Origin of the sequence: Methanoculleus chikugoensis (assembly GCF_019669965.1) — an archaeon.
In the GTDB taxonomy this organism is placed as follows: Archaea; Halobacteriota; Methanomicrobia; order Methanomicrobiales; family Methanoculleaceae; genus Methanoculleus; species Methanoculleus chikugoensis.
In genome coordinates this window covers 1,791,153-1,815,523 of record NZ_AP019781.1, presented here as the reverse complement: position 1 = coordinate 1,815,523, position 24,371 = coordinate 1,791,153, and the positions used below count along the sequence as shown (strand labels likewise).

At 60.2% G+C, this 24,371-nt stretch carries 22 protein-coding genes and 2 tRNA genes; 9 read left to right on the top strand and 15 right to left on the bottom strand.

Annotated features, from left to right (window positions below):
* Window positions 1-825: 825 nt before the first annotated feature.
* Window positions 826-2,712 carry a chloride channel protein gene (locus MchiMG62_RS09130; RefSeq protein ID WP_221056684.1) on the top strand — a complete coding sequence of 629 codons (1,887 nt, stop codon included), beginning with the start codon at window positions 826-828 and terminating at the stop codon, window positions 2,710-2,712.
* 14 nt (window positions 2,713-2,726) lie between these two features.
* Here the strand turns inward: MchiMG62_RS09130 and MchiMG62_RS09125 are convergent, their stop codons facing one another.
* Together MchiMG62_RS09125 and fdhF are read right to left on the bottom strand one after the other, a co-directional pair.
* A complete protein-coding gene (locus tag MchiMG62_RS09125) occupies window positions 2,727-3,992 on the bottom strand; it encodes a Coenzyme F420 hydrogenase/dehydrogenase, beta subunit C-terminal domain (RefSeq protein ID WP_221056683.1) in 1,266 nt (421 codons plus the stop codon).
* A 2-nt stretch (window positions 3,993-3,994) separates the two neighbouring features.
* Window positions 3,995-6,058 (bottom strand): formate dehydrogenase subunit alpha, encoded by a 2,064-nt coding sequence (fdhF, locus tag MchiMG62_RS09120; RefSeq protein WP_221058738.1) that lies wholly within the window; start codon window positions 6,056-6,058, stop codon window positions 3,995-3,997.
* A 43-nt stretch (window positions 6,059-6,101) separates the two neighbouring features.
* Between fdhF and MchiMG62_RS09115 the strand changes: the two genes are divergently transcribed.
* Complete coding sequence (locus MchiMG62_RS09115; protein ID WP_221056682.1) at window positions 6,102-6,371, top strand: hypothetical protein; 270 nt, start codon at window positions 6,102-6,104, stop codon at window positions 6,369-6,371.
* 74 nt (window positions 6,372-6,445) lie between these two features.
* On the opposite strand, the gene MchiMG62_RS09110 is transcribed toward MchiMG62_RS09115, so the two are convergent.
* From MchiMG62_RS09110 to MchiMG62_RS09095, 4 genes are read right to left on the bottom strand one after another with little or no spacing between them, the layout of a single operon-like run.
* Entirely contained in the window at window positions 6,446-7,315 is an 870-nt protein-coding gene (locus MchiMG62_RS09110; RefSeq protein WP_244987661.1) for a DNA-methyltransferase, read from the bottom strand.
* Window positions 7,316-7,361: 46 nt separating this feature from the next.
* Window positions 7,362-7,805 carry a hypothetical protein gene (locus MchiMG62_RS09105; RefSeq protein WP_221056681.1) on the bottom strand — a complete coding sequence of 148 codons (444 nt, stop codon included), beginning with the start codon at window positions 7,803-7,805 and terminating at the stop codon, window positions 7,362-7,364.
* Between the two features lie 15 nt (window positions 7,806-7,820).
* Window positions 7,821-8,633, bottom strand: a complete 813-nt coding sequence (locus MchiMG62_RS09100; protein WP_221056680.1) for a phosphoribosylformylglycinamidine synthase subunit PurQ — start codon at window positions 8,631-8,633, stop codon at window positions 7,821-7,823.
* Window positions 8,634-8,635: 2 nt separating this feature from the next.
* Window positions 8,636-11,581 (bottom strand): phosphoribosylformylglycinamidine synthase subunit PurL, encoded by a 2,946-nt coding sequence (locus tag MchiMG62_RS09095; RefSeq protein ID WP_221056679.1) that lies wholly within the window; start codon window positions 11,579-11,581, stop codon window positions 8,636-8,638.
* Window positions 11,582-12,361: 780 nt separating this feature from the next.
* On the opposite strand from MchiMG62_RS09095, the gene MchiMG62_RS09090 reads away from it, so the two are divergent.
* The gene (locus MchiMG62_RS09090) at window positions 12,362-13,303 is read left to right on the top strand and encodes a hypothetical protein (protein ID WP_221056678.1); all 942 of its coding nucleotides are present in this window, start codon (window positions 12,362-12,364) and stop codon (window positions 13,301-13,303) included.
* A gap of 582 nt (window positions 13,304-13,885) precedes the next feature.
* On the opposite strand, the gene MchiMG62_RS09085 is transcribed toward MchiMG62_RS09090, so the two are convergent.
* Window positions 13,886-13,958: transfer RNA gene (locus tag MchiMG62_RS09085), tRNA-Thr, on the bottom strand.
* Window positions 13,959-14,009: 51 nt separating this feature from the next.
* Entirely contained in the window at window positions 14,010-14,258 is a 249-nt protein-coding gene (locus MchiMG62_RS09080) for a DUF504 domain-containing protein (protein ID WP_221056677.1), read from the bottom strand.
* A 582-nt stretch (window positions 14,259-14,840) separates the two neighbouring features.
* Here MchiMG62_RS09080 and mmp10 point away from each other — a divergent pair.
* A complete protein-coding gene (mmp10, locus tag MchiMG62_RS09075) occupies window positions 14,841-16,067 on the top strand; it encodes a methyl coenzyme M reductase-arginine methyltransferase Mmp10 (RefSeq protein WP_221056676.1) in 1,227 nt (408 codons plus the stop codon).
* Here the strand turns inward: mmp10 and MchiMG62_RS09070 are convergent.
* On the bottom strand, window positions 16,055-16,624 hold the full coding sequence (locus MchiMG62_RS09070; protein ID WP_221056675.1) for a type 1 glutamine amidotransferase: 570 nt from the start codon (window positions 16,622-16,624) through the stop codon (window positions 16,055-16,057). The two genes, mmp10 and MchiMG62_RS09070, sit on opposite strands and share 13 nt — an antisense overlap.
* Window positions 16,621-17,301, bottom strand: coding sequence for a diphthine--ammonia ligase (locus tag MchiMG62_RS09065; RefSeq protein WP_221056674.1), 681 nt, complete (start codon window positions 17,299-17,301; stop codon window positions 16,621-16,623). Before MchiMG62_RS09065 ends, MchiMG62_RS09070 begins: the two co-directional genes overlap by 4 nt.
* A gap of 205 nt (window positions 17,302-17,506) precedes the next feature.
* On the opposite strand from MchiMG62_RS09065, the gene MchiMG62_RS09060 reads away from it, so the two are divergent.
* Window positions 17,507-17,698 carry a hypothetical protein gene (locus tag MchiMG62_RS09060; RefSeq protein ID WP_074370013.1) on the top strand — a complete coding sequence of 64 codons (192 nt, stop codon included), beginning with the start codon at window positions 17,507-17,509 and terminating at the stop codon, window positions 17,696-17,698.
* A 154-nt stretch (window positions 17,699-17,852) separates the two neighbouring features.
* Here MchiMG62_RS09060 and MchiMG62_RS09055 read toward each other — a convergent pair.
* The 3 genes from MchiMG62_RS09055 to MchiMG62_RS09045 all read right to left on the bottom strand — a co-directional run bounded on the left by MchiMG62_RS09055 (window position 17,853) and on the right by MchiMG62_RS09045 (window position 20,533).
* Window positions 17,853-17,937, bottom strand: a tRNA-Leu gene (locus MchiMG62_RS09055).
* 179 nt (window positions 17,938-18,116) lie between these two features.
* Entirely contained in the window at window positions 18,117-19,544 is a 1,428-nt protein-coding gene (locus MchiMG62_RS09050) for an MATE family efflux transporter (protein WP_221056673.1), read from the bottom strand.
* A gap of 542 nt (window positions 19,545-20,086) precedes the next feature.
* Entirely contained in the window at window positions 20,087-20,533 is a 447-nt protein-coding gene (locus tag MchiMG62_RS09045) for a hypothetical protein (RefSeq protein ID WP_221056672.1), read from the bottom strand.
* Between the two features lie 120 nt (window positions 20,534-20,653).
* Between MchiMG62_RS09045 and MchiMG62_RS09040 the strand changes: the two genes are divergently transcribed.
* The 4 genes from MchiMG62_RS09040 to MchiMG62_RS09025 all read left to right on the top strand — a co-directional run bounded on the left by MchiMG62_RS09040 (window position 20,654) and on the right by MchiMG62_RS09025 (window position 23,025).
* Window positions 20,654-21,025 carry a tetratricopeptide repeat protein gene (locus tag MchiMG62_RS09040; protein WP_221056671.1) on the top strand — a complete coding sequence of 124 codons (372 nt, stop codon included), beginning with the start codon at window positions 20,654-20,656 and terminating at the stop codon, window positions 21,023-21,025.
* 253 nt (window positions 21,026-21,278) lie between these two features.
* Window positions 21,279-21,887: a 4Fe-4S dicluster domain-containing protein gene (locus tag MchiMG62_RS09035; protein WP_244987660.1), complete on the top strand. Its 609-nt coding sequence runs from the start codon at window positions 21,279-21,281 to the stop codon at window positions 21,885-21,887.
* 231 nt (window positions 21,888-22,118) lie between these two features.
* Window positions 22,119-22,589 (top strand): nucleotidyltransferase domain-containing protein, encoded by a 471-nt coding sequence (locus tag MchiMG62_RS09030; protein ID WP_244987659.1) that lies wholly within the window; start codon window positions 22,119-22,121, stop codon window positions 22,587-22,589.
* The gene (locus tag MchiMG62_RS09025; RefSeq protein ID WP_221056669.1) at window positions 22,576-23,025 is read left to right on the top strand and encodes a HEPN domain-containing protein; all 450 of its coding nucleotides are present in this window, start codon (window positions 22,576-22,578) and stop codon (window positions 23,023-23,025) included. Before MchiMG62_RS09030 ends, MchiMG62_RS09025 begins: the two co-directional genes overlap by 14 nt.
* Window positions 23,026-23,126: 101 nt before the next feature.
* Here MchiMG62_RS09025 and MchiMG62_RS09020 read toward each other — a convergent pair whose 3' ends face one another.
* Together MchiMG62_RS09020 and MchiMG62_RS09015 are read right to left on the bottom strand one after the other, a co-directional pair.
* Complete coding sequence (locus MchiMG62_RS09020; RefSeq protein WP_054847320.1) at window positions 23,127-23,399, bottom strand: hypothetical protein; 273 nt, start codon at window positions 23,397-23,399, stop codon at window positions 23,127-23,129.
* A 124-nt stretch (window positions 23,400-23,523) separates the two neighbouring features.
* Window positions 23,524-24,333, bottom strand: coding sequence for a nucleotidyltransferase domain-containing protein (locus tag MchiMG62_RS09015; RefSeq protein ID WP_244987658.1), 810 nt, complete (start codon window positions 24,331-24,333; stop codon window positions 23,524-23,526).
* Window positions 24,334-24,371 lie beyond the last annotated feature (38 nt).

Genomic DNA, 24,371 nt, shown 5'->3' with positions numbered 1-24,371 from the left:
ATCGCTGTGCGCGCCAAAGATAACCAAAATTCAGGCGTTTATCCCCGCTTTAAGTTAATTCCTGTCGTTAAACACCACATCTCGATAAACGATGCTTTTGCTATTACTTGCGCGCCCACGCAGAATATATGGGGTTAGAAGCGAGTTTGTGGACTGGTGTGCGGAGACGGGCGCGCAGATCCCGTGTTTTTCTACCTGCATTTCTGCCGGGGCATCGGGCGTCGGGTAAAATTGCCGTAGGTGTATGCGCGTCGGGATATGCTTCAAGAATGGATGTGGGAAGGGAGTATAAAGCGTTTTTTGAGAAGATCGTTTCTTTTTCGGTTTAATGGGCCACCCCCCTCCGGATCGCGCCTCCGTTTGAACAGCCCTGAAGATGCCGTGGCACCCATCCCCACCCGTGTGTGCGCTCCGTCTCTCCGGGGTCTGTCCCGATAGCCGCACCGGGGACAACGGGCGCGGGATCTTGCACTGACAGCCCCTCAAGAACGGGGCGTTCATCTGTCTCTCCCGGAGATGGGTGCCTCCGATTACCCATCCGATGTCACGCTCCTCCCGCCGATACAGATATACCGGGCCTCCGCCGATTGTGGGTGCAAGTCTGCCCTCTCCCCGGACATCGCGTCCTATAGGGTCACTGTCGGGCTTCTGGTGGCAACCGGTACCCGGACACTCTCGCGGGAAGCCATCAGGGTGTCCGGGAGCGATGCCGATGAAGAAGGCGCACCGGGAAATCCGGCGGACGCACATAACTTCCTCCCATATACTATCACGAGAAGTCAATCAAATCACATAAATGTTGGGCTAACATATTCCCTGTATTCCATGCAGGTCGAGGAAACCGTCACTCCCTACAGGAGGGTTATACTTATCGCCGTCATCGTCGGGCTCATTGCCGGCCTCGGCGCTCTGTTCTTTTTCGAAGGGCTGAAACTGGGAACTGCATTCTTCATGGAAGGGATCGTCGGGTTCCAACTCCCGAAGGAAGGGCAAAATCTCCAGGATATTGCTCAATGGGCCCCTCCTGATCACCTCTGGATGATCCTCCCCGTCATCTGTTTCGGAGGGCTTCTCTCCGGTCTCCTGGTCTACACCTTTGCCCCGGAGGCGGAGGGCCACGGGATGGATGCGGCGATAAAGGCGTTTCACGAAGGAAAAAAAGTGCGCTGGCGAGTTCCCCTCGTCAAAGCAGTCACCGCCGTCCTGACCATCTCGACGGGAGGAAGCGCGGGGCGTGAAGGGCCGACCGCACAGATGTCGGCCGGCTTCGGCTCGATCGCCGCCGATCTTCTGGGCCTCTCCGCACGTGAGCGGAGGCTTGCTATCGCCACCGGTGTCGGCGCCGGAATCGGCACGATCTTTATGGCGCCTCTCGGAGGGGCGATCCTCGCTGCGGAGATCCTCTACAAGCAGGATTTCGAGACCGAAGCGATAGTTCCTGCGTTTCTAGCCTCTGTCATCGGGTACGCCATCTTCGGTCTGGTTGAAGGCTTTGAACCGGTCTTCGGCCCGGGGGTGACTTCCTGGAACGTTTCCCAGATCCCGTTCTTCATCCTCCTCGGCGTGGTCTCGACCGCAGTCGGTCTGATCTACATAAATACATTCTATGGGACAAACAGGATTTTTAAGAAGGTGTTCAGCCGCCTGAAGATCCCGAATCACTTCAAACCCCTCGCCGGAGCATTCCTCACCGGCACGTTCGTTCTCGCCCTTGCAACCCTCTCTCCCGAAGCGGCAATCGTCGGGCTCGGGAGCCTCGGAACCGGATACGGTTTTGCGCAACTCGCGCTCTATAACATGCTCCCTGTCGGGGTGCTGCTCTTCCTCCCGTTTGCAAAGATCCTGACGACGTCGCTCACCATCGGTTCCGGGGGGAGCGGCGGCGTCTTCGCACCGGGGCTGGTGATTGGGGGGGCGACGGGAGGCGCCTTCGGTTCCCTGCTGCATCTCGCCCTACCCGGGATCATACCCGCCGAATCGGTGCCGGTCTTCTTCATCGTCGGGATGATCGCCCTCTTCGGTGCGATCTCCCATGCACCCATCGCGGTCATGATCATGGTCGTGGAGATGACCGGCGACTTCTCCCTGCTCGTGCCGGCGATGGGCGCCGTTTCTGTGGCGGTTATTCTCATTGGCCAGTCCACCATCTTCCGCGAACAGGTGCCGAACCGTTCACAGTCGCCCGCTCACCGCGACGAGTATATGATCGAGATCCTTCAGGATATTCACGTGGGCGATGTTATGGTGCCCCGTGACCGGATTGTGGCCGTGTCGCCCGAAGATACCGCCGGACGGGTGCTTCACCTGATTGACGAGACGCTGCATACCGGATTTCCGGTGCTCGATAAGAAAGGGAGCCTTGTCGGCATGATCGCTCTCGATGATATCAGAGACAACCGGATAAACGGCGAGCATGACGAGCTGGTGGAGGATGTCATGAGTTCACGTGTGTTCACCGTGCATCACGCCTGTACGCTCCGCGAGGCTCTGGATCTGATGGCCGAACACGACATTCATCACCTGCCCGTCGTCCCGGCAGACGACCCAAGAGAACTCTCCGGGTTCATCACCCGGACGGATATTATGAAGGCTTATACCCAGAAGGCATCACGGTTGGCAGGAAGGCACCACCGTACCGGTTCCGTTACCCTGATCGAATCGGATACGGCAGCAGGAAAGAAGCCCGGCGGGGAAAAATGGGCGGATAGTTGAGATTTCAGCCCGGGTCATCTGAAGATGTCGAAGATCTGGTCACTTCCCGTCGCCTCAAGACGTCTTCTCTCGGCAGTCTCCTCGACCAGAGCCAGCACCGGCGGGGTCATATCCTCGCCCGGATGGAACCCGAAGAGCCTCTCAAGATCGGTCTGGATGGCGTGCAGGAAGACCGAGTTCGAGATCTCCACGGGGCAGAGTTCCTCGCACTGGCCGCAGTTGACACAGGAGTCGGAGATGTGTGCGAACCGGATCAGGTGGAACATGAACGGCGGCGGGATGACGCCGGGCTCGACCAGGTAGTCCTTCTTCGTGCTACAGTCGATGCAGTAGCAGATCGGGCAGTTCTCGATGCAGGAATAGCACTTGATGCACCGGCTTGTCTGCTCCCGGATCTTGTTCAGGCGCTCCGTTCCCTCACCGAGCGCCCCGAAGTAGCGTTCCCTCCACCTGTCGCCGAGTTTCAGCATCGCGTTCTCGACCTTGCCGCGGATCTCGATACCCTTCGGGTTTGCGGGCTCCGTTGCGACCGCACCTGCCTTCAGGGCGCCGTCGAGGAGGTTCGCCCCCTTCTCGGAGCAGACCTCGACGAACGTGGCGTTCCCGGCTTTCTCCCCAATAACGCCCCAGTTGCCGCAGGCGAGGTCTGCCTGGCGCGGGATCTTGATCTTGCAGCGGCGGCAGTTCGACCGGCGGCCGAGGCCTTCTTTTCCGAGGAGGTCTTCCGCCCCCTCTTCGAGTTCATCGATCGAGACCGAGGCGTGCTCGCCGTCCTTCGTGACGACGATGAACTTTCCTTTGTCGATCTCCTCCTTGACGACGTCGTCCGGATCGAGGCCGAGTTTCTCCCGGACGATGATCCGGGCCGTCTCCGGGCGGATGGTGCCGCCGCAGTTGAGGCCGATGATGATGATGTTGTCCAGGTTGACCTGGTTGCGCTTCGCCATCTCGTAGATCGCCTTGACATCGCAGCCTTTAAGAACGGTTGCGATTCTCATGTCCGGCTCGGTGGAGAGGAGGCATCGCCGCATCTGCTTGGGGAGCAGCAGGGTGCCGCAGTGGAGCGATCCCGCAATCCCCCCGATCTCGGCGGGATCGGTGATCATGGCCGGCATCGCGTCGTAGACGTCCGCGCCCTTCCTGACCGCAAAGACCGCGTCGACCATGCCGCTCTCGAGGGCGTGGCGCAGTAGCGCGGTGACCGCCCCGCCGGTCTCGGCCTTCTCGCGGAGTTCGTCGTCCGTCGTCCATGCATAGAGTAAATCGCCTTTTTCTGCCATGTTCAGGCCTCCTCCGGAATCTTCTCGACCTTCACGGCGCAGGCCTTGAACTCGGGGATCTTTGCTATGGGGTCGAGCGCATTGTGAGTCAATCTGTTCGCCGGATGCTCCTTGTAGTGGAACGGGATGAACATGACGCCCTTGATGATCTCGGGTGTCACCTTCGCGGGGATATCGACCGAGCCCCGCCGGGTGCTTGCCCGGACGACCTCGTCGTCCTTGATCCCGAGTTCTTTTGCGTCTTCGGGGTTGATCTCGATCCAGCCGATGGGCGCCTCTTTCTCGAGGCTCCATGACCGGCGGGTCATGGTGCCGGTGTGCCACTGCCAGATCGTGCGGCCGGTCGTGAGGACGAACGGATACTCGTCGTCCGGCACCTCGGCGGGCGGTTTCCACTCGATGGGAGAGAAGACCCCGAGCCCGTCGGGCATGGCGAACGTCTCCCGGTGAAGGATCGCCGTTCCCGGGTGCTCCACGGTCGGACAGGGCCAGTGCAGGCCGTCGGGATCGAGGCGGGCGTAGGACATGCCGTGGTAGGAGGGCGTGACGGCGGCGACCTCGTCGAAGATCGCTTCGGGGCTCTCGAACGCAAACTGATCCGGATAGCCCAGTTTGCTCCCGAGTTCGCAGAGGATCTGCCAGTCGGGCTTCGCCTCGCCCGGGGGATCCTGCGCCTTCTTCCAGCGCTGGACGCGCCGTTCGGTGTTTGTCTGGGTGCCGTCCTTCTCGGCGTAGCATGCCGCAGGCAGAACGACGTCGGCGAGTTCGGCGGTCTCGGTCATGAAGATGTCCTGGACGACCAGGAACTCGAGGTTCTTGAGCCCCTCCTCGACGTGGCTGAGATCGGGGTCGGAGAGCATCGGGTTTTCGCCCATGATATACATCGCTTTGAGTTTGCCGGGATTTTCCGCGAGGATGTTCACCATCTCGGTGACGGTGTAGCCGACTTTGCCCTCGGCAATCTCCTCGACACCCCACATCTCCTTCATCTTCGTCTGCGCCGCTTCGTCGGTGACCTTCTGGTAACCCGAGTAGACGTTCGGGAGGGCTCCCATGTCGCAGGCGCCCTGGACGTTGTTCTGGCCGCGGAGCGGGTTGACGCCGGCTCCCGGTTTGCCCAGATTGCCGGTGAGCATCATCAGGTTGGCGGTCGATTTGACGTTGTCGACGCCGACGGTGTGCTGGGTGATGCCCATCGAGTAGATGAGCGTGGCGACGTCGGCGGTCGCGATCCACTCGGCTGCGGTCCTGAGGCTCTCGACGGGGATGCCCGAGATCTTCGAGACGTTCTCAAGGCTGTAGTCGTCCTTCATGACAGCCTTCTTGAGGTTCTCGAAGTCCTTCGTGCGCCTCTGGATGAACTCCTTATCCTCCTGGCCGTTCTTGATGATCTCCTGCATCAGGCCGTTCAGGACCGCGACGTCGGTGCCGGAGACGAACGGCATGTAGAGGTCGGCCTGCCGGGCGGTCGGGGTGTAGCGCGGGTCGGCCACGATCACCTTTCCGCCGTTCTGCTTTGCCCGGACGATACTCCGCCCGATGAGCGGGTGCTGCTCGAAGGTGTTGGACCCGAGGACGAAGACGCACTTCGACTCGGCGATGTCCTTGATCGAGTTGGTCATTGCCCCCGATCCGAAGACTGCCGCGAGGCCCGCGACGGTGGACGAATGGCAGAGCCGGGCGCAGTGGTCGACGTGCGGGGTCTTGAGAACCACCCGGGCGAACTTCTGCATCAGGTAGTTCTCCTCGTTCGATGTCCGGGCGGAGGAGAGGCAGGCTATCTCGTCGGGGTTGTAGGACCCGAGTTTCTCCGCGATCAGGTCGTAGGCTTCGTCCCAGGTCGTCTCCACAAATTCGCCGTCCTTCTTGATCAGCGGTTTCGTGAGGCGATCGGGGCTGTTGATGAATTCGTGGGCATAGCGCCCTTTAGGGCAGAGTTTGCCACCGTTGACGGGTGCGCGCTGCCAGTGCGCCACGTCAAAGACCCTGCCGTCCCGGACGACTAAGTTGAACCCGCACCCGGTGCCACAGTACGGGCATGTCGTCGATACGTACTTGATTTCCATCATTCTCCCTCTGGCAGGGACTACATGCCGCCCGGATTATATAATGGTCATGGTCGTGACTAAATTTTTGATTAATACTGGTGGGGGCCGGCGGTGGATTTCGCCACAGCGCGACGATCCAGGCCGCGGAGAAGTTGTCGCCGGTCGTCCGTTTGAGAAGAAGGGGTCGCCGATGGAGGAGAAGACGATGATCCCGGGGCTGGATAAGATCCGGCCGGCGCCGCCCGAAGCGATCATCTCCTGCGGCATGCGGGAAAGGAGGCCGAAGAGGAGAGATGTGCCTACCGGGTGGGAAACGGCGGTACCTGAGTGACGCGATGGGATCGGCGCGAAGGCGATTCGGGTCTCCATCTGTCTCTCGTTGGGGTTTTGGGGATATGTCGTCCGTCAGTTTTCGTCCTGATCTCTTCCGCGGCGTACCTCGGCGATCCGGCTCTCCGCGATTGCCCGGTATTCGGGGTCGATCTCAAACCCGATGTAGTCCGCGCCGAGGGCAAGTGCCGCAAGCGCCGTGCTCCCGATGCCCATGAACGGATCCATGACGAGCGTCCCGGGCCGGCAGCCGTGGAGCCGGATGCACATCTCCGGGAGTTTCTCCGGGAAACTGGTCGGGTGCGGCCGGGAGGAGCGGATCGTCCGGTAGGGGATGAACCAGGTGTTCCCCCGGTCGCGGAGGTCGCGCTCCGCCGCCTTCCACCGGCCGATGTTGCTCTTGTCCTGATAGGGCACGCCGACGCCGAGTTTGTCGAGCGCCACGTCGCCCTTCTTCGTGAAGTGGAAGATGTGCTCGTGGCACTGGCTCAGGTAGCGGGCGCTGTTCACCGGCTGGTAATGGCCGACGGCAATATCACCGGCGATCTTCTCGTAGTCGCCCACGTCCCCCTTTTCGATCGCGATCGACTTGACCCAGTGGATGACGTTCTGCAGTTCGAAGTGAGCGCGGAACCGCTGGACGACGTCGAAGGGGATCCAGGGGTCCCGGGGTTTGCCGCCGATATTGAGGAAGAACGAACCGTCGTCGGCGAGGACCCGCGCCGCCCCGGCGGCGACCTCCCCGATCCAGTCGAGGTAGTCCTCGCGGGGTTTTTTGTCGTCGTAGGAGTTGTAGGCCTTCCCGATGTTGTAGGGCGGCGACGTGACGATGATCTCGACGGCCCCCTCCGCCAGGCGCCGCATACCCTCGATACAGTCCATGGTATGGATGGTGTTGACGGCAAGCCCGCCCACCCCTCTCTCCTTGTTTGTCACTCCGATCATGTTCAGGTTCGCGGTCCAGGGCAAAAAAGATGAACGAAACACGATGTCAGGCGTTGTCGTCGGCGAGCACCTTCTGCCGCGTCCGCTCGAGTGCGTCGACGAAGTCCTCGACCTCGTAGGGGTTGAGCCCCTCCGCGCCTTCAGGTTCGAGGCGTATGACCTCGAGGAGCGCGTCCTTGAGGATCTCGAGGCGGCTCTCCAGCGGGAGGAGGATCTCGAACCGGCGGAAGATGCGGTCGGAGATGCAGACGAAGTTCCCGTGTACGGAGGCAAACGTTAGAATCTCGTCGGCGGAGGGGACGTCTGCCTGGTCGACCTCTACCTCCAGGACCGCAGGCGTATCGACGCTCTCCTCTGCAAAACAGCGGGCGATCCTGATCTTCGTGGCGACTCCTCCCCGGTTCCGGCCGATATTCTCCCGGGGGAATGATATAGTTTTATGCCGGGGAAGGGGAGGTCTCCGTCGCGGGTGGTGTTCCGCTCTCCCCAAAAAAATCGGGGATGGTTATCTTCCGAAGTAATCGACGATGTTACGGAAGAACTGCATGTTCATCGACTCGGTGGGCAGCGGTTTTCCCTCGCGTTTAAGCCGCTCTTTCCGGGTCGGCCAGTCGTAGAGGTTCACGAACTCCATCGCCCGCTCGGGGTGCGGCATCAGCCCGAGAACTTTGCCGTCCGCCGACGTTACTCCGGCGATGTCCGCGAGCGCCCCGTTCGGGTTGTAGGGGTACTCCCCTCCCGCGGGGGAGAGGTCGTCGCGCGAGTACCGGAAGGCGACCATCCCCTCCCGCTCGATCCGCTTCAGGGTCTCCTCCGAACAGGAGAAGTTCCCTTCACCGTGGGAGACGGGGCAGTAAAGGTGCGAGATGCCCCGCGTCCAGAGGTTATCCGCGGCGGGCTTCAGGGTGACGAACCGGCACTCCAGCACGCCCTTCCTGTTCGGCATCAGGGCGATCTCGCGGGGACGGTCCCAGTCGAACGCCGGAACGAGGCCGAGGTTCGCGAGGATCTGGAACCCGTTGCAGATCCCGAGGACGAGGTTGTCGCCCGCGAGGAACTCCTTTACGTCGCTCCAGAGGTTGTTTCTCACGCGGTTTGCGTAGGCGTTGCCGGCGCCGGTGTCGTCGCCGTAGGAGAACCCGCCGGGGAAGACCATCAGCCGGTAGTCGGAGAGGGTTTTCTCCCCCGCGATGAGGTCGTTGATGTGGACGATGTCGGACGCCATGCCCGCCCGCATCAGGGCTTCCGCCGTCTCCATCTCGGAGTTGAGCCCGTAGCCGCTCATGATGAGGGCCCTTGGATTGTTTGCGCGAGCCATGCTCAGTACCCCCCGAAAGGCGCTTTGTACGCAGTTTCCATTGTCGTCACCGGCTGCTCGATGAGGGTTTTTCCTCCTGCCGATACCCGGAACGTTTCGCCGCCGACACGGCCGAGGAGGTGCGCGTCGCTGCCGAAGATCTCCTCGAAGGCTTCGCGGTCGCCGGGGGCGACCGTGACAATGAGCCGCCCGAGCGACTCCGAGAGGAGGTAGGTGTCCGTGCGCATCCCGCCGGGTATGGCGATGTCCATGCCGGCTCTTCCGGCGATCGCGACCTTTGCAAGGGCGACGAGGAGCCCCCCGTGGGTGACGGGGAAGGCGGAGGCGAGAAGCCCTTTCTCGATCGCGTTGGTCATCCGGCCGTAGCGCACCTTTGCCGTCTCGATATCGAGGGACGGGACCGCGCCCCCCTCGATGCCGAGGTGCGCGAGGTACTCCGACCCGCCGAGTTCCTCCCCGGTCTCCCCCACGACGTAGACGATGTCACCGTCGAACTTTGCGTCCATCGATACCGCGGTGGTGACGTCGGGATGGACGCCGATCGAGGTGATGAGGAGCGTCGGCGGCACGGAGACCTTCACGGGGTTCGAGTCGGCGTCGAACCCGGAGAAGTCGTTGAACATGCTGTCTTTCCCGGAGATATACGGCGTCCCGAAGTTGACCGCGCCGTCATAGCACCCGAACGCGGCGCGCTTGAGCTGCCAGAGCCTCTCTGGCTCGTCTGAGGAGCACCAGCAGAAGTTGTCGAGGAGCGCGATGGTCGCGAGCGGGACGCCGATCGCGATCAGCCCCCGGACCGCCGCATCGATCGCGGCGAGCGCCATGCGGTAGGGGTCGAGCTCCGAGTAGGACGGGAAGAGGCCCTGCGAGAGCCCCACGCCCTTCATCGAGCCGGGGACGACCTTCGTCAGGGTGGCCGTGGCCTGGACCCGCCCGGCTCCCTGCACCGGCCCGAGGACGTGCCCGCCCTGGACGGTGTGGTCGTACCGGGTCGAGATGAACTCTTTGGAGCAGATGTTCTTCCTTTTGAGCATCGCGAGGAGGAGGTCGTCGAGCCGGTCGGGGCAGACGAAGTCGGGCTCGGGATAGGCCGTCTCCACGGGCTCTGTTATGAGGTGCTTCTTCGGCAGGCCGTCGTGGAGGAAGTCGAGGTCGACGTCCATGACGGCTTCGCCGTTGTACTCCACGACGCATCTCCCCGTATCGGTGAACGTCCCGATGACGGTCGCCTCGACCTCCCTCCTCTTCATCAGGTTCATGAACGCCTCGATCTTCTCTTCCGGGACGGCGAGGGTCATCCGCTCCTGCGACTCGGAGATCCAGATCTCCCACGGCGCCATGCCGGGGTACTTCAGCGGCACACGGTCGAGGAGGACATGGCACCCGCCCGACTCCCGTGCCATCTCCGCGACGGAGCAGGAGATTCCTCCCGCCCCGTTGTCGGTGATGCTCCGGTAGAGGTCGAGGTCGCGGGCTTCCTTGACGATGACGTCGGAGAATTTCTTCTGGGTGATCGGGTCGCCGATCTGGACCGCGGTCACGGGGCTCGCGGGGTCGAGGGCTTCTGAAGAGAAGGTGGCGCCGTGGATGCCGTCCTTGCCGACCCTGCCGCCGACCATGACGATGAGATCGCCGGGGAGGGCCTGCTTCTCGTGGAGGTTTTTCCCGTTGTTGGCGCGCGGCATCACGCCGACGGTGCCCGCGAAAACGAGGGGTTTACCGACGTAGCGGTCGTGGAAGTAGCACCATCCCTGCGGCGTCGGGATGCCCGAGCAGTTGCCGCCGACGTCGATGCCGCGGACGACGCCCTCGAAGATCCTCCGGGGAGGGAGGATGGGGTTCGTCCGGTTCTTGCCGCGGAAGAGCGCCGGTTCGGTGTCGGGGTCGCCGACGCAGTAGCCGTAGATGTTGATGCAGGGTTTGGCGCCGAGGCCGAACCCGATGGTGTCGCGGTTCACCCCGACGATCCCGGTGAGAGCGCCGCCGAAGGGGTCGAGGGCGGAGGGGGAGTTGTGCGTCTCGACCTTGCAGGTCACGAGGTGCTCGTCGTCGAAGACGATGGCGCCGGAGTTGTCGGTGAAGACCGAGACGCAGATGTCGTCGTCGCCCTTCTCTTTGCGGATAGTATTGGTGGCGGCCTGGATGCAGGTCTTGTAGAGCCCGCGTGGGACGTCGTCGTCCATGGCTGAAGCAAAGATGGTGTGCTTGCAGTGCTCGCTCCAGGTCTGGGCGAGCGACTCGAGTTCGACGTCCGTCGGCTTCCGCCCGAGCCCCCGGAAGTAGTCGCGGATTGCGTGGAGTTGGGCGAGGTCGAGCGCGAGCGGCCCGCGCCGCTCCCCTGTCCCGGGGTCCAGGATCCCCTCTTTTCCGATGCGGGCGAGTTCCGCATCGGGGAGGTCGAGGTCGACGGTCCCGGCGGCCTGCAGGTCGTGGAGGTGGACGAAGGGCGTGATCGCGTCCATCCCCTTCCCGGCGTACTCCTCGCGGCTCCTGATGTGGACGCGGTTGACGAGCGGGTTCGCGAGGGCGGCGGTGAGCCTCTGGAGGGTTTCGGGTGTGAGGTCGCCGGAGACGAGGTAGAGCTGCGACGAGAAGACCGCCTCCCCCTCGCCGAACCGGAACCCGAAGTAGTCCTCGATGGTCTGTCTTGCCGTCGTCCCGGCGTTGTCGGTGACCCCGGGCAGGAACCCGACCTCGATGGCGCAGTCGAAGTCGGCCTCGGTCGGCCGGTCTACGGAGTACCGCTGGACGACGGGGTTGCTGAGCTGCGCGCCGATCTGCGAGAGTTCCTCGGGGGAGAAGTCCCTCCGGGCGGTCGCTATGGTATAGACATCGACGAGATGCAGCTCGCGCAGGGGGAAGCCCAGCGAGCGGAACCTCTCGGTACGCGTCGGCAGCCGTGGATCGCGGGAATATTGTACCTCTATCCGGTGGACGTACGAGGCCATGTATAAATATGGGTTGGATCTGGTGAAAAGGGCTACGATGGGGTGGGGGTGGTGAGGATGTTATGGTAACTGAAGTGGGTTGAGATATTTTCGACAGTTCGATGACGCTGTTACTGCGAGCAGGTCCTGTAGAGTTATCACAGGAAATGGCTTCAGGAGATTTTCTAAAGGGCTCAATCATGAGTGAAAAATTACCAGAGAGTGTGAAAAAACCAAAAATATAGTGCTTATTACCTTTTAGTCAAGAATGATATCACAATTACTAGTACGCTTATGATTACTAGTGGAACGTCAAGCCATTTGAGTGAATGAACTTCTGGTGGTGCAAAATAGATCAGTACACCTAACAAACAAAGAAAAATTCCCAAAGCCATTGAAGGGTAATGTGCCATATAAATGAGTTCGGCCAGTTGGGATATGAAGAATTTCTGTGTTGCGGAACACCACAACTCTCCAATCTCTCACATGTTTTATACTCTTGAGGTCGTCCTAAAAAGATCTCTGAACCTTCGGTACACCCTGATCAGAGCACTTACATCCAATATTTCTACTGTCTGATCCAGATCCAGAGCAAGGATGACGAAACAGCTTTCCATTGGGGTTCGTCACTCGGGGGGCTATGAGGGTGTTTCCCTCCTCCCGCTAGCGGTGTTTGGGGATAGACTCTCGAATGATTGTTCCAACGGATTGGAACGAGGTGAGTACATTTAGAAAGGGCTTTCTTTCCAGCAGATAACTCTTCATTGAAATGGGCTGCCACCCGCTTTGGGAGAGAGAGATATGGATGATGCTACGTTAGCTAACATTGCTGTTGCGATCGCCACTCTCCTCCTCGTTTTTGTCACTGTCTATTACAATTCATCAAATATTAAGCAGATAAAAAAGCAATTGAGAATTCAGCAACGGCAGATAACTGCCCTACTTTCAAACCAAGAACCTCATATCCTCGTTAAAAAATCACATTTTGTCGGCAATGAACTGAACATGTCGCTACTGAATATCGGGGGCGGAACTGCGTATCAGATTGTAGTTGCCTCAAATTTTTACCGGGTAAAGTTGCGACGCAGTAAAGAGGAGCAGCAGATCATTCAAGAGTTTTTCTTAATGGATAGAGATGAAGATCTTAAGGACCTGTTCGATCCTACTGAAAATCAAGAATTTCTCTTCCCTTCCGGGTTGGGGTGGGAAAATGATAATTTTCTTGTAAAAACTGCAAAGAGGCTTGGTTTGGCTAGTAAATTCTTAAAGGTACATCCAAAGGCGAGCGTTGCTCTGGTGAAATGCCAAGATGACGGTGAAGCGATACTGAAACCGGGAGAGGTCACAAAAATATTCAGAGCAAATCCTGTTTTTTTTGTTACCGATAGGGAAGAGAGGGACTTCTATGGTGTTAATAAAATCCACCAATGCTTTGATTTTGAAAAATTGAGATCATTTTGCCAACAAAATAAGACTAGATATATCGCTGTTCGTTTTTCGATACATAGTAAAGACGCAGTTCAAAACACCTTCTTTCACCAAGAAATTCGAGAATTTATCGTTGATCTCGAAGAGGATGCTACACTCCAAGACGCCTATGTAAAGGAGCGAGACTTAGCAATTAAAATGATTACATTCTCGTCTCGTGATAGTGATAAGATGTGTATGTCCTTACATTTCTACACCCATTCTAAGCAAAATAGAATGATTCCAGCGGAAATTTTCGATGATGAGATTGCTTAACATCACTCTCGGAATTAAGTTGTGGTCGCCACGGGTAATGGTGAAAGCACTCGATAGAAAAGTAGCAATTTTGCATTTTTCTTATGAATGATGAATTAATGGACGTTGATGCTGGACTAGATGCTTTCTACAATAGATATCTTCAAAAAAGCAGAAATAGCCCTGAATCAAATAGAAGCGAAATCAAAAACGACAGTTCAGTCAAATTTGTTCGTTGGAAAGATTAAAGGATTGAGATTCTCGCTCCCCTCCCCGAACAGCACCACATCGTCTCCAAAGTCGATCCTCTCATGATTCTCTGCGACGACCTCGAAAAACGGGTCAGGAAACGGCAGGATGTTCAGAAAAAATTGATCGAATCAGTCATCACCGAGCTGACTGCACTGGGATAGTACCGGTTAGACAATTTGCCCCTCTCTGGGCTCCTTGCCTCACCTTCGCCAGAAAGGCAAGCAAATTGTGTCGGTGCGGCACCGCGCCGGATATGGGTCAATGGCCATACGGCAATATGCACGCATTAAACACGCACAGTTAATTCGGATGAGAAACGGGTGGAATGGCTTACGAACATGCTTTCCTGGAAGCCCCAGCCGAGATTTGAACTCGGGACCTGCTGATTACAAGTCAGCCGCTCTGCCAGCTAAGCCACTGGGGCATACCTTATATTGTGGGCGGTCTGCGGTAAAAAAGGTGGCGCCGGTTCTCCTCACGCCTCCCTCGTCCAGATGACATCACCGTCATACAGTATCCGCCGGACCCTATGATACGGAATACACGCCACATGCGTCCCGGCGTCCACCTCCAGGTACTGCGCATCGAGCGCGACGACCCGGTCGCCCCGGACCGTCGAGCGGTCGCCGGGCGCCCCCCGGTCGACGTACTCGACCTCGACCCGGGAGAAGTCGTAGCCGGGGTCGTGATAGAACCGGAGCAGCAGCCGGTGGCTCGTCCGCATACCGCGACTTCGTCGCCCCGGCGTGGCATAAAGGTGCCGCCGCCCGCCTGGAGCAGCCGCCACGGCGTGCCCGGCACTTCACTATTGTGTGGCATCCGGTATCGAGCAATGCAACCTCGTGCGATAACTAAAAAGAAATTAGCAACACCCAGAAACACCGGAGCTCGCACCTCTGGTGCTCACGTTCGCGGCTTCGCGGCTTCGCGTGGGACTATATCGTTATCTGCACCAGTTGTGTCGCGCGAAGAACGACTTCCCCTTTGGGGAAGGAGTTTGAGAAGCCATAGGCTTCGAGCCGCGAAGAACGCGAAGGACGACTTTTCCCGCAGGGTGCGACGTTCCGTAGGAACGGAGTCTGAGCACCGCAAGGTGCGGGAAAGGAGTTCGAGCAACCGTTAGCCTGCGGTAGAAGGAGTTGGAGCACCGAAGGTGCAAAAGGAAGTCAATGGTTTGACCTCCTGGGGTCCGTCTCAAACATTTCAGCGTAGTCCTGCACCCGGAGCAGCGCCCGTTCTCCCCGCGAACCGGCGCCGGGAGAGGTCTGCAACGTTCATAACAGAAGAGCACAGAAGTACCATCAGAATGTCGCATCTCACCGTCGATCTCGGGGGCCGGCCCGGCCTCGACTGCCGGGGATTCTGTTCGTACTGCTACTTCAAACACGTCGAGGGGACGACCGCGTTCGGCTGCAAATACTGCCTCCCCTTCCAGAAGGGCTGCGACTACTGCACCCGGGGGGTGCGGGAAGGCTACGAGGGGTTCAAGAGCCTCCGGACGGTCGCCGACGAGACGCTCGCAAACCTCCAGGTGATGAGCGACGACGTCGACCGGATCACCATCAGCGGCGGCGGCGACCCGAGCTGCTACCCGGAGTTCGGCGACCTCGTCGAACTGCTCGGCAGCATGGAGGTGCCGCTCCACATCGGCTACACCAGCGGCAAGGGGTTCGACGACCCGGCCGTCGCCGACCACCTCATCGAGAACGGTCTATCCGAGGTCTCTTACACGGTCTTTGCCGCCGACCCCGAACTCCGGCGGCAGTGGATGCACGACCCGACGCCGGAAGCCTCGCTCGCGGTTCTCGACCGGCTCTGCGGCGCAATCGACGTCTACGCCGCGGCGGTCGTCGTCCCGGGCGTCAACGACGGCGAGGTCCTCGAAGAGACCTGCGCGTGGCTGGAGGAGCGCGGCGCCAAAGGGCTTATCCTGATGCGGTTTGCGAACCGGACCGACCAGGGTCTGATCCTCGGCAACACGCCCATCCTCGAGGGGCAGCGGGTTCACACCGTCGACGAGTTCCACGAGATGGTGACGGACTTGAACAATCGGTTCTCGATGAAGATCAGCGGAACCCCGCTTGGTGACCCCTCGATAGGCTCGCCGTTCGCGCTCCTTCACGAGCCCGACCTCTTGAAGAAACTCCCCCGTGTCCGGAAGCGCGCGACGGTGATCACCGGGAGCGTCGCGGCCCCATTCCTCCAGCGGCTCCTCTCGATCCGCGGCTCGATCTCAAGGGTCGTTGCGGTCAAAAAGGAGATCGCCTGCCTCATCACCGCCGACGACCTCGCCGGGGTGAACCTGTCCAGACTCGAAGACGTCGTTATCCTCCCCGGCCGGGCGTTCGTCCACGACGCTGAGGCGAGAGCGATCCTCTCCGCCGACGGCGTCGACCGCGAGGTGGTGCGCGGCCCCGAGACGCTGACCGCCGACGCGGAGACGAGCATGGGCATGACCCGGACGGAAGTGCTCGATAAGGAGATGGAAGGGTTCGCGGCCCTGATCAACACGATCAACCGTTACGGGCTCTGACGATCTACCAGCTCGCAGAACCGCTCGACGATCCACTCGTTCCTGACCTCGGGGTGGAAGAGGAGCCCGTAGAGGGGGAGGGAGCGGTGCCGGATCGCCTGGACGCATCGGTCGGACGCGGCGAGCGCTACGAACTCCCCGGGAACCCGCACCGCGTAATCGTGCACCGCGTAGGCGGAAAAGACCTCTCGCCCGAAAAAGAGGGGATCGGGCGCGAGCACGTTTACGTCGGTCATGCCGATCTCGCGGCACGGCTCGGTGCTGCCGCCGAACGCCGCCGCGAGCGCCAGCATCCCGGAGGATATCCCGAGCACCTGCCGCTCGAACGAGAGAAGCCACCGGAACAGTTCCGGGTGCTCCATATAGCCGGTATCCATCAGCGCCGTGCCGCAGAGGATCGCCGCATCCGCACTCTCAATCTCCGGTGCGCCGACGGCGGTGTAGTGGCGGGTTGTAAACGCCACCCCGTTCCGGCAGAGGAGCCGTTCGACCGGCGCTACGAACTCGTCACGGGAGAGCGAGCCGTCCCGGCAGGAGAGGTCGACGACCAGGATCATTTCGCCACCAGCCCGGCACGTTCGATCCGCAGGACGCCGTTGTAGTTCCGGTAGACCTTCGACGCCTCCTCGATCGCGATCCTTTGAGCGAAGAAGGGGGCGTCGACGACGAACGTCTCGAACTCTCCTCCTTCGCCGGTGAGGGTGACCCGGTACTTCCGTGCGATCGCCCGGAGTTCGTCGAGGGTACGGCGGTCGATCTCTCTCCCGAGCCAGGATTCGTCGAAGGGGGCAGAGAAGACGCCCGCGATGACGACCGTAAACCCGGCATCGATGAGTTCTTCCATGTAGGCCTCCTGGTCGGCGAGCCAGAGCGGGTTGAAGCACCAGAGCTCCAGTTCGCGGCATATCCGCTGAACCCGTGTCGCCTGGTAGACCGAGAGGATCGCCCCGGTGACGATCCCTTCGATCCCGTACTGTTCCCTGGCGGCGAGAAGAGCCCGTTCGAGGTCGAGGAGTTCCGCCTCCTTCTCCCCCGCCGTCTCCACCTCCACGAGGGGGAGTCCCGCCGCTTCGGCCTGCAGTGCGGCGAGACGGATGTTCGGGGTGTGGAACATGTAACTCTCCGGGTTCCTGGAGACGACCGTGATCAGGCAGATCACCTCTTCCTTCTGCATCGCCTTCCAGCAGGCGAAGAGGGAGTCTTTCCCGCCGGAGAAGAGCACGCCGAGTCTCATGGTTCTTCCCGTATTGTTCTCCTCCAGAGCACAATAACCCCTGCGGCGGCGGTGTCGACAGCGGCCGGCGGCAAAAGACGGGGTACGGAACGCTGCTCGGGCCAATCGCACGATTACCGGCCGTCGCCACCCCGGGGGATCAGGATTATATGCTGTCAAATCTTCACCGGATGTGAGCACCCACGGTGTATCGGGAGGTTTCACTATGGCGGAAGTCGTCCAGCATCAGGAAGAACAGATCGAAGTGGTGGTTGATTGCATCCTGGTAAACTACCGGGGAGATTCCGAGTCGCGGGGCAGGATTGTCCATGCGATCCTCGAGTGGGCGGAGGAACACCCGGACGAGTGGAACGAACTGCAGGAACGCTGCCAGCAGCGGCACGAAGTGCTGGCGTAGGCCCCCGGGGCATTATTCTCTTCTCTTCTCCATTCGTGAGGCGGACGTTACGGCGTTCCGGGTCGCTTGCGGTCTATGGCACGACGGTGATGCTCCGGCAACCGCGATGGCTCCGGCGGAAAGCAGTGCCGGGATAAGACGTTTGAAAAACGAATGCGAGGGGTGAGATTCGAACTCACGAACTCCTACGAGACTAGGCCCTCAACCTAGCGCCTTTGACCTGGCTTGGCAACCCTCGCACGGGTGTGCATGAACGGAAGGTGCATCGGTTGCGTTCTCACGCCCCGTTTACCTCATTTAATCTGTTGTCATACATAAAATACCTTTGTGCGGAGGGTGCGGGTACTTCCTGCCGGAAGGCAGCGAAGAGGGGTTCGCTGCCCGATATCAAGCATGAAGGTCGCGGCCGGTCCGCCGTTCAGGCGGCCACCGCGCCCCGTTTCCGGCTCACGGCAATGAGACGGGCGATGTAGATCCGGGCCCAGCCGTATCCGACAAACGCGCCGAGGATGTTGCCGACGACAACCCCCCACCAAACCCCGGTCTCGCCGAGGTCCATGACGATCGCAAAGACGTAGGCGAAGACCACGATGGCGCCGAGGTTTCTGAAGAACTCGACGGCAAGGGCGAAGAGACCCTTTCCCGTCCCCTCGAAGACTCCGGCGGACATCATACCCGGTGAGACGAAGGGGTAGAAGAAGCACATCGTCATCAGGAAGGCGGTGATCCCGCCCGCAAGGTGCATGCTGCCCGTCGAGTAGGCGAAGATCCCGGAGATGGCGGGCGCGAGGAGCCAGGTGGCGACGGAGAGGCCGATGCCGATGAGGATGCCCGAGCGGACCGAAAAGGAGTGGGCGACCCTGAGGTTGTCGTGCTTCCTGCCGCCGTAGGCCGCCCCCGAGACCGAGACGACGGCGATGGACATGGCGATGAAGGGGATCAGGGCGAAGAAGACGATCCGCCAACCGCCGGTGTAGACGGCGACGGCATCGGGCCCGGAGACGTGGACGAGGAGCCCGTTGACGACCATTGCGGTGACCGACATCAGCACGAACTCAAGGCTTGCGGGGATCCCGACGCCGAAGATGTCCATTGCCGTGCGTCCGTCGGGCGTGAAGCGCCTCCAGTCGAGGGTGATGTAGGTGTCCTTCCTGACCAGGAACCAGTAGAGGAGGAGGGCGCAGACGGCGGCCATCGAGATGAGCGTCGCCCATGCGGCACCGGCAACGCCCATGCCCGCGCCGTAGATGAGGATGGGGTCGAGGACGATGTTGAGGACGGCGGAGGCGGCGACGGCGTACATCGTCCTCCGGGTGCTCCCTTCGCCCGTGAAGACGGCATAGAGGATGTCGGAGAGGAGGATGAACACGGTTCCGGCAAAGACGATGCTGCCGTATTCGACGGCGTATGCCGCGGTCTCTCCGGCCCCGAGAGCCAGGACGAGCGGCTCGATGAAGAGGAGGAGCGCGGGGGTTGCGACGGCTGCGAGGGCGAGCACGACGGCGATGCCGTGCATGGCGACGTTGTCTGCTCCGGCCCTGTCCCCGGCCCCGATGCGGCGGGAGGCGGCCGAGATGACGCCGGCCCCAAGGCCGTTCCCGAGGCCGACGAGGATCAGGAAGATCGGGGTGACGAACCCAATGGCGGCAAGGGCATCCGAGCCGAGGCCCGCGACCCAGACGGCGTCGGCGAGGTTGTAGGTGGCCTGAAAGAGCATGGCGACCATGATCGGGCCGGCAATCTTGAAGATGGCGCGTTTGGGGTCACCGGTGAGAACGGCGACTCCTTCGGTGATTGTGTCCCGGCGTTCTGCCGGTTCGGAGGTGATGGCGGTGATTTCACTCATAGTTATCCTTCGGGTACGGGTTTTTTCTCCGGGTGTATCGGGAGAAGAGAGTTCATGCTCTTTTCGAGCACGTTCGTTCGTCGCCGGGAAGAAGCAAAGGTCTTTGCCCTCCGGGGGCATAACGATTGTGTTTTAATGCGCTGTTCGCCGTCCGGGGTGATCAACAGGCTGCCGGATCCAGGTCGCCGTGCGGAGAGATAATACGCCGGAGTCTGACCCGGGGGAGGGTTTTATGGAGTGAGCGGCGAGGTTCCGCGGAATAAAGGTTCGGACGATTGGTTTTTTGTCCGCGGCGTTTCCGGATTGGAATGAATCTCGGAGAGGGACCTGGCTCCGGCGCGGTTGTCGGGCCGGCGGCGGCGCTCCGGCCCGAGATCCGCGGGCAGGCCACCCGGGATCTCCTCTTCGCATGAGAGCGGATATCTCCCGGTTCTCGTCGGTGCGAATGGCCGATATCTGCTAACCAATGCACGGAACCCTCCGGAAGCCCGCAATCCTCCCCTGTGGAAGATCAAGATTTGAAACCGAATGGATATTTCATCTCACTCTTTTTCGTCCTGTAGCATCAGGAACGTGTTTATGGCCGTGTGGCCGGGCACCTTCTCCAGAAGGCCGGCCTCCGAGAGTTCCTTGAGCAGGCTCTCATACCTCTGCGCCGACTCATCCCTCTTTCGCTCCTCATCCCCGGGGATATTCGGATTGTAGGTGTACATGGTTTCGAGGGTATCGAGATCTTCAACGGTGCCGTCTTCCCATATTCGGGCATGCTCGTCTCCAAAACGGTGAAAACGGTAGAACTCCATGTATTCGTAACCGTCGGCCTCTCCGAAGACCCAGTTGAACTGAAAAGTTGCAATCCGCATCGACCCGTTCTTCCTCCCCTGCAGGGCATCCTCAGGTATCGCGAACGTCTCCCGGTACCTCTCCTCGAAGTGGCGGTTCATCCCGGTGAATGTCGCCCCTATTTCTTCTATCGAGCCTCTCTCCATACAGGATAAGGCTCAGGCTCCTCATTTAAACGTAACCGTCCGGCTGCCGGCGACCACGAAGATATCCCCGTTCCCGGCAACGGCATAACGTTCATTAGCCGCCGGATTCAATACGGCTCTATGAAGGCCCTGTTCCCGGCCGCAGGCCTCTGCTGTGTGCTGATACTTATTCTCTTTTCCAGCGGCTGCATCACCTATGCCGGAAGCCAGGAGTATTACGATAACCGGGTTGCAGCGGAGCCGAACAACGCCGAGGCGTGGTGTATCCGGGGGATGTACTACAACAATTACCACAACCAGTATGCCGAAGCGCTGGAGAGCTGCAACAGGGCGCTTGAACTGGACCCGGAATACGGGCTGGCCTGGTACCTGAAAGGAGTCATCCTGACGAACATGAATAAGACCGACGAGGCGGCGGCGTGCTTTGAGAACGCGACGAGGTACGATCCCGGGCTGAAGCAGGATGTGCAGTCCATCGTCGGCGATGCGTGATACGAATCCGTGGGGCGGTACCGGGTGCACCGTCCTTCCCGGCCGCGGTGTTCGGGGGTTGTACCTTCGGTTCGAGCACCGGGTGCCCATCGTAGAGGATGCTCCGGTCTACCCGTTCGCTTCCCGACCTATGTGCAAAATCGCCGCCAAACCTGAAACCACAGGTGAATACCAGAATGACCGAGAACGCATACACCAATCAGCTACACCAGATCGCCGTCGAGATGGGTGCGGATCTCTTCGGGTTGCCGACGTGCGGAACTTCGAAGATCCGGAATACGCGGGCAACAACCCGCGGGAGATCATGGAGGATGCACGCTCGGTGATTGTCCTCGGCGTTGCGGTGCCGCGAGGCTCGATCGAGAGCCTGCCGAAGGGCAGGGCCGAGTATACCAATACCCTGATGGCGGGCACGGCGACGCTCCGGGTCATTGCCTTCCGGCTGGCGCGTCTGATCGAGAAGGAGGGCTACAAAGCCACGATCGTCCCTACGGAGGGCAGCGAGTTCGGGTACTGGTACGCAGACCGCGAGACGCTCATGGCTGATATGTCCATCAAGTACGCGGCGTACTGTGCGGGTCTCGGGACCTACGGGATCAACCATCTCCTGATCACGGACGAGTTCGGCCCGCGGGTCCGCATGACCGCCATCGTCACGGATGCCCCTCTCAAGGGACCGGAAGGCCCCCTGCGTCCTCTCCTGAATGAAGACTGCAAGAACTGTATGAAGTGCGTCGAGGCCTGCCCGGCCGCGGCGTTCACCGCCGACGGCGAGATCCGCCGGGAGCGGTGCGCCGAGTATATGTTTCAAGCGCTCGGGGGGCTCCGGTGCGGCCTCTGTGTCAGGGTATGCCCGAAGTGAGGGTGTACTTCGTGGGCAGTGAACCCGGGCACCTATCCCGGATCTCCCACACGAGGGTGTTTCCAGATCAGAAACATTCTGTTTCCAGATCGGAAACACTTTGTTTCTGGAACGGAAACAATCTCTTCACGGAGTAGAAACAGTATGGAAAAATCGGTACTGTCCGAACTTTTCAAAACCGAGGAGAGGGTACGCATCCTCCGGTATGTTGCCGAAAGGAGCCCGGCAACAGTGACGACGGTTGTCGCGGCGACCGGGACTTCGAAAGCCCTTGTCTCGCGCTATATGCGCCTGCTTTCCCGGAACGGATTTTGTACGCAACGCGGTCGGGTGTACGCCTGGAATGAGAACGCCCGAAGTCTGGCGGTGAAACGCCTGCTCAACATCGATCTCCTTATGACCGCGGTTGTGCTCCCGGAATGGGCACGGGGGATAGGAGTGTACGGGAGTTATGCAGAGGGGACGAACACGGCCGGTAGCGACCTTGACCTCTGGGTGCTGGTCGATGCGTATACGCCGGATCTCGAGGTCCCTGCGGCGAGAGTCGGGAAGAGTGCAGGTGCGACGGTCGGGGCAGAGACAAACCTGCTTATCCTCACCTCAGAGAGGCTCTCCGACCTGAGAGAGACCGATCAGCCGTTCTACACCAACCTCGTCCGGTCGAGTGTGACTCTCGGAGGTGCATCCATTGACATCTATTGAAGACTGCTTTAAAGAGAAGATGCTTCGCAGGGTCGCACCTTCCGTGGAGAAGGCGAACGGATCGCTGAACCTTGCCGCCTCCTACCTTGACGAAGCACAGCAGGTAGCCGGTCTCGGCGCAAGGAGGATAAGCCTGACGGGTGCGTACATGGCATGGTTCCACGCAGCCCGTGCGGTACTCTTCCGCGATGGTATCCGCGAAAAGAGCCACTATTGCATTGAACTGTACCTTAACCACTATGCGCAGTCAGGAGACCTCGAAGAGGAGTGGGTGTTAATGTTTTCCAGGATGCGAACACAACGCCACGAGAGCCAGTATTCGTTCGGCCCGGCGCCGACCACCACCGAGGTTCTGGCGGCTGTCGAGCATGCCGGTCAGTTCATCGAGAGGATACGGCGCCTGCTCTCCGAAACGAGCAGGAGGGAATGGAGATGATTACTCCAATGGGGCTGCACGACATCCAGCCATGAAGCCTACCGCTGGCAGTGTGTGAATCGGAAAAAACAGGATCGTGTCGGCAAAGAAGACTGCCGCCTTCATCGGATCCGCAGGTCTTCACGGGCCAGATACCACCGGGTAAACTCCGGATCGTAGATCCAGCGGACCTTGCCCTGTGCATCGATGGCGATCTTACCTGACTCCAGAAGGTACTCGATGATCGTCTTGAACGTCTGATACATGACTTTCCACGGCAGGCGTTCCCACAGCGCCCGGCGGCGGTATTCGCCGCTGTGCTCCCGGATGAAGTCTTCGACCATCCTGATCGTGTCGAGTGTGGGAGAGTGGGCGGATCCGGCGCTTGCTGACATGATCTCAGGGTTGTTGCATGAATATACATAGCAAGTTGATCCAGATGGGGCGGAAGTTTCTATAGCGTGTCAAAACAGTCCTGCCTTCTCTCCGCCCCGACCTGATCGACGCACTCCCGCCACCTCATAGCGCCGCCCCGAAAACATGGATGTGATTTTGGAGGACACCGGCAACAAACGGATCGCTCTCCTCTTTCATCTGCTCCCACCGGTAGTACGGAACGGTCGTCACCTGCGCCTCACGGCCGGTCGCTGCTTCCAGTGCCAGCACCCGATCGTGATCGATCTGGCTCTCGTCGCCGATGACCAGGATATCGATGTCGCTCTGCTCGTCGAAGGTTCCCGACGCGGTGCTCCCATAGACTGCGACCGCGATGCTTCCCGGCGCGATCTCCTCGATGCCGGCCCGGACGAGGAGAAGAACAGTGTAGGCCCGCTTCAACTCGCGGGCGGCGAGGGAGTTGTTATCGAGAGCAAGGAGCCTCGCCGTCCCGATCTGCGTGACGGTGAGGAGCCCGTCCCGCTCGAAAGCATCGGCATACGACTTGACGCTCCCCGGGCTGACCCCGATCTCCCGGGCAAGTTTATTGATGTGGATCTCGCCTGTGGGGTGGGTGAGGAACCAGGCGAGGATCCGGAACCCGACGAACTTCTTGAACTCGCAGAGCATATAATATATTGAATGATTGTTTAATGTATTAAACGGTTGCTGAGGCAGGATCCGGCGGACGGGGGCGGTCTTGCCGGTGCCGGGTGGGGCGTGGAGGAACGCGCTCTTCGGGATGACGCTCCGGAGGGCCGGCTGAGTGAGGAGGGCGAGTTCGCGGATCCGGGCGTCGCGATGATGGGGCTCGTCGGGCATGTAGGCGAACTCGAAGACCTTACGATCGCGAAAGAGCGTCTGGTCGTAGCGAAGGGCGTCTCTCTGCCTCATAGGTAAGCGATCAGGAAACGGGGTTATATGAACGTGCG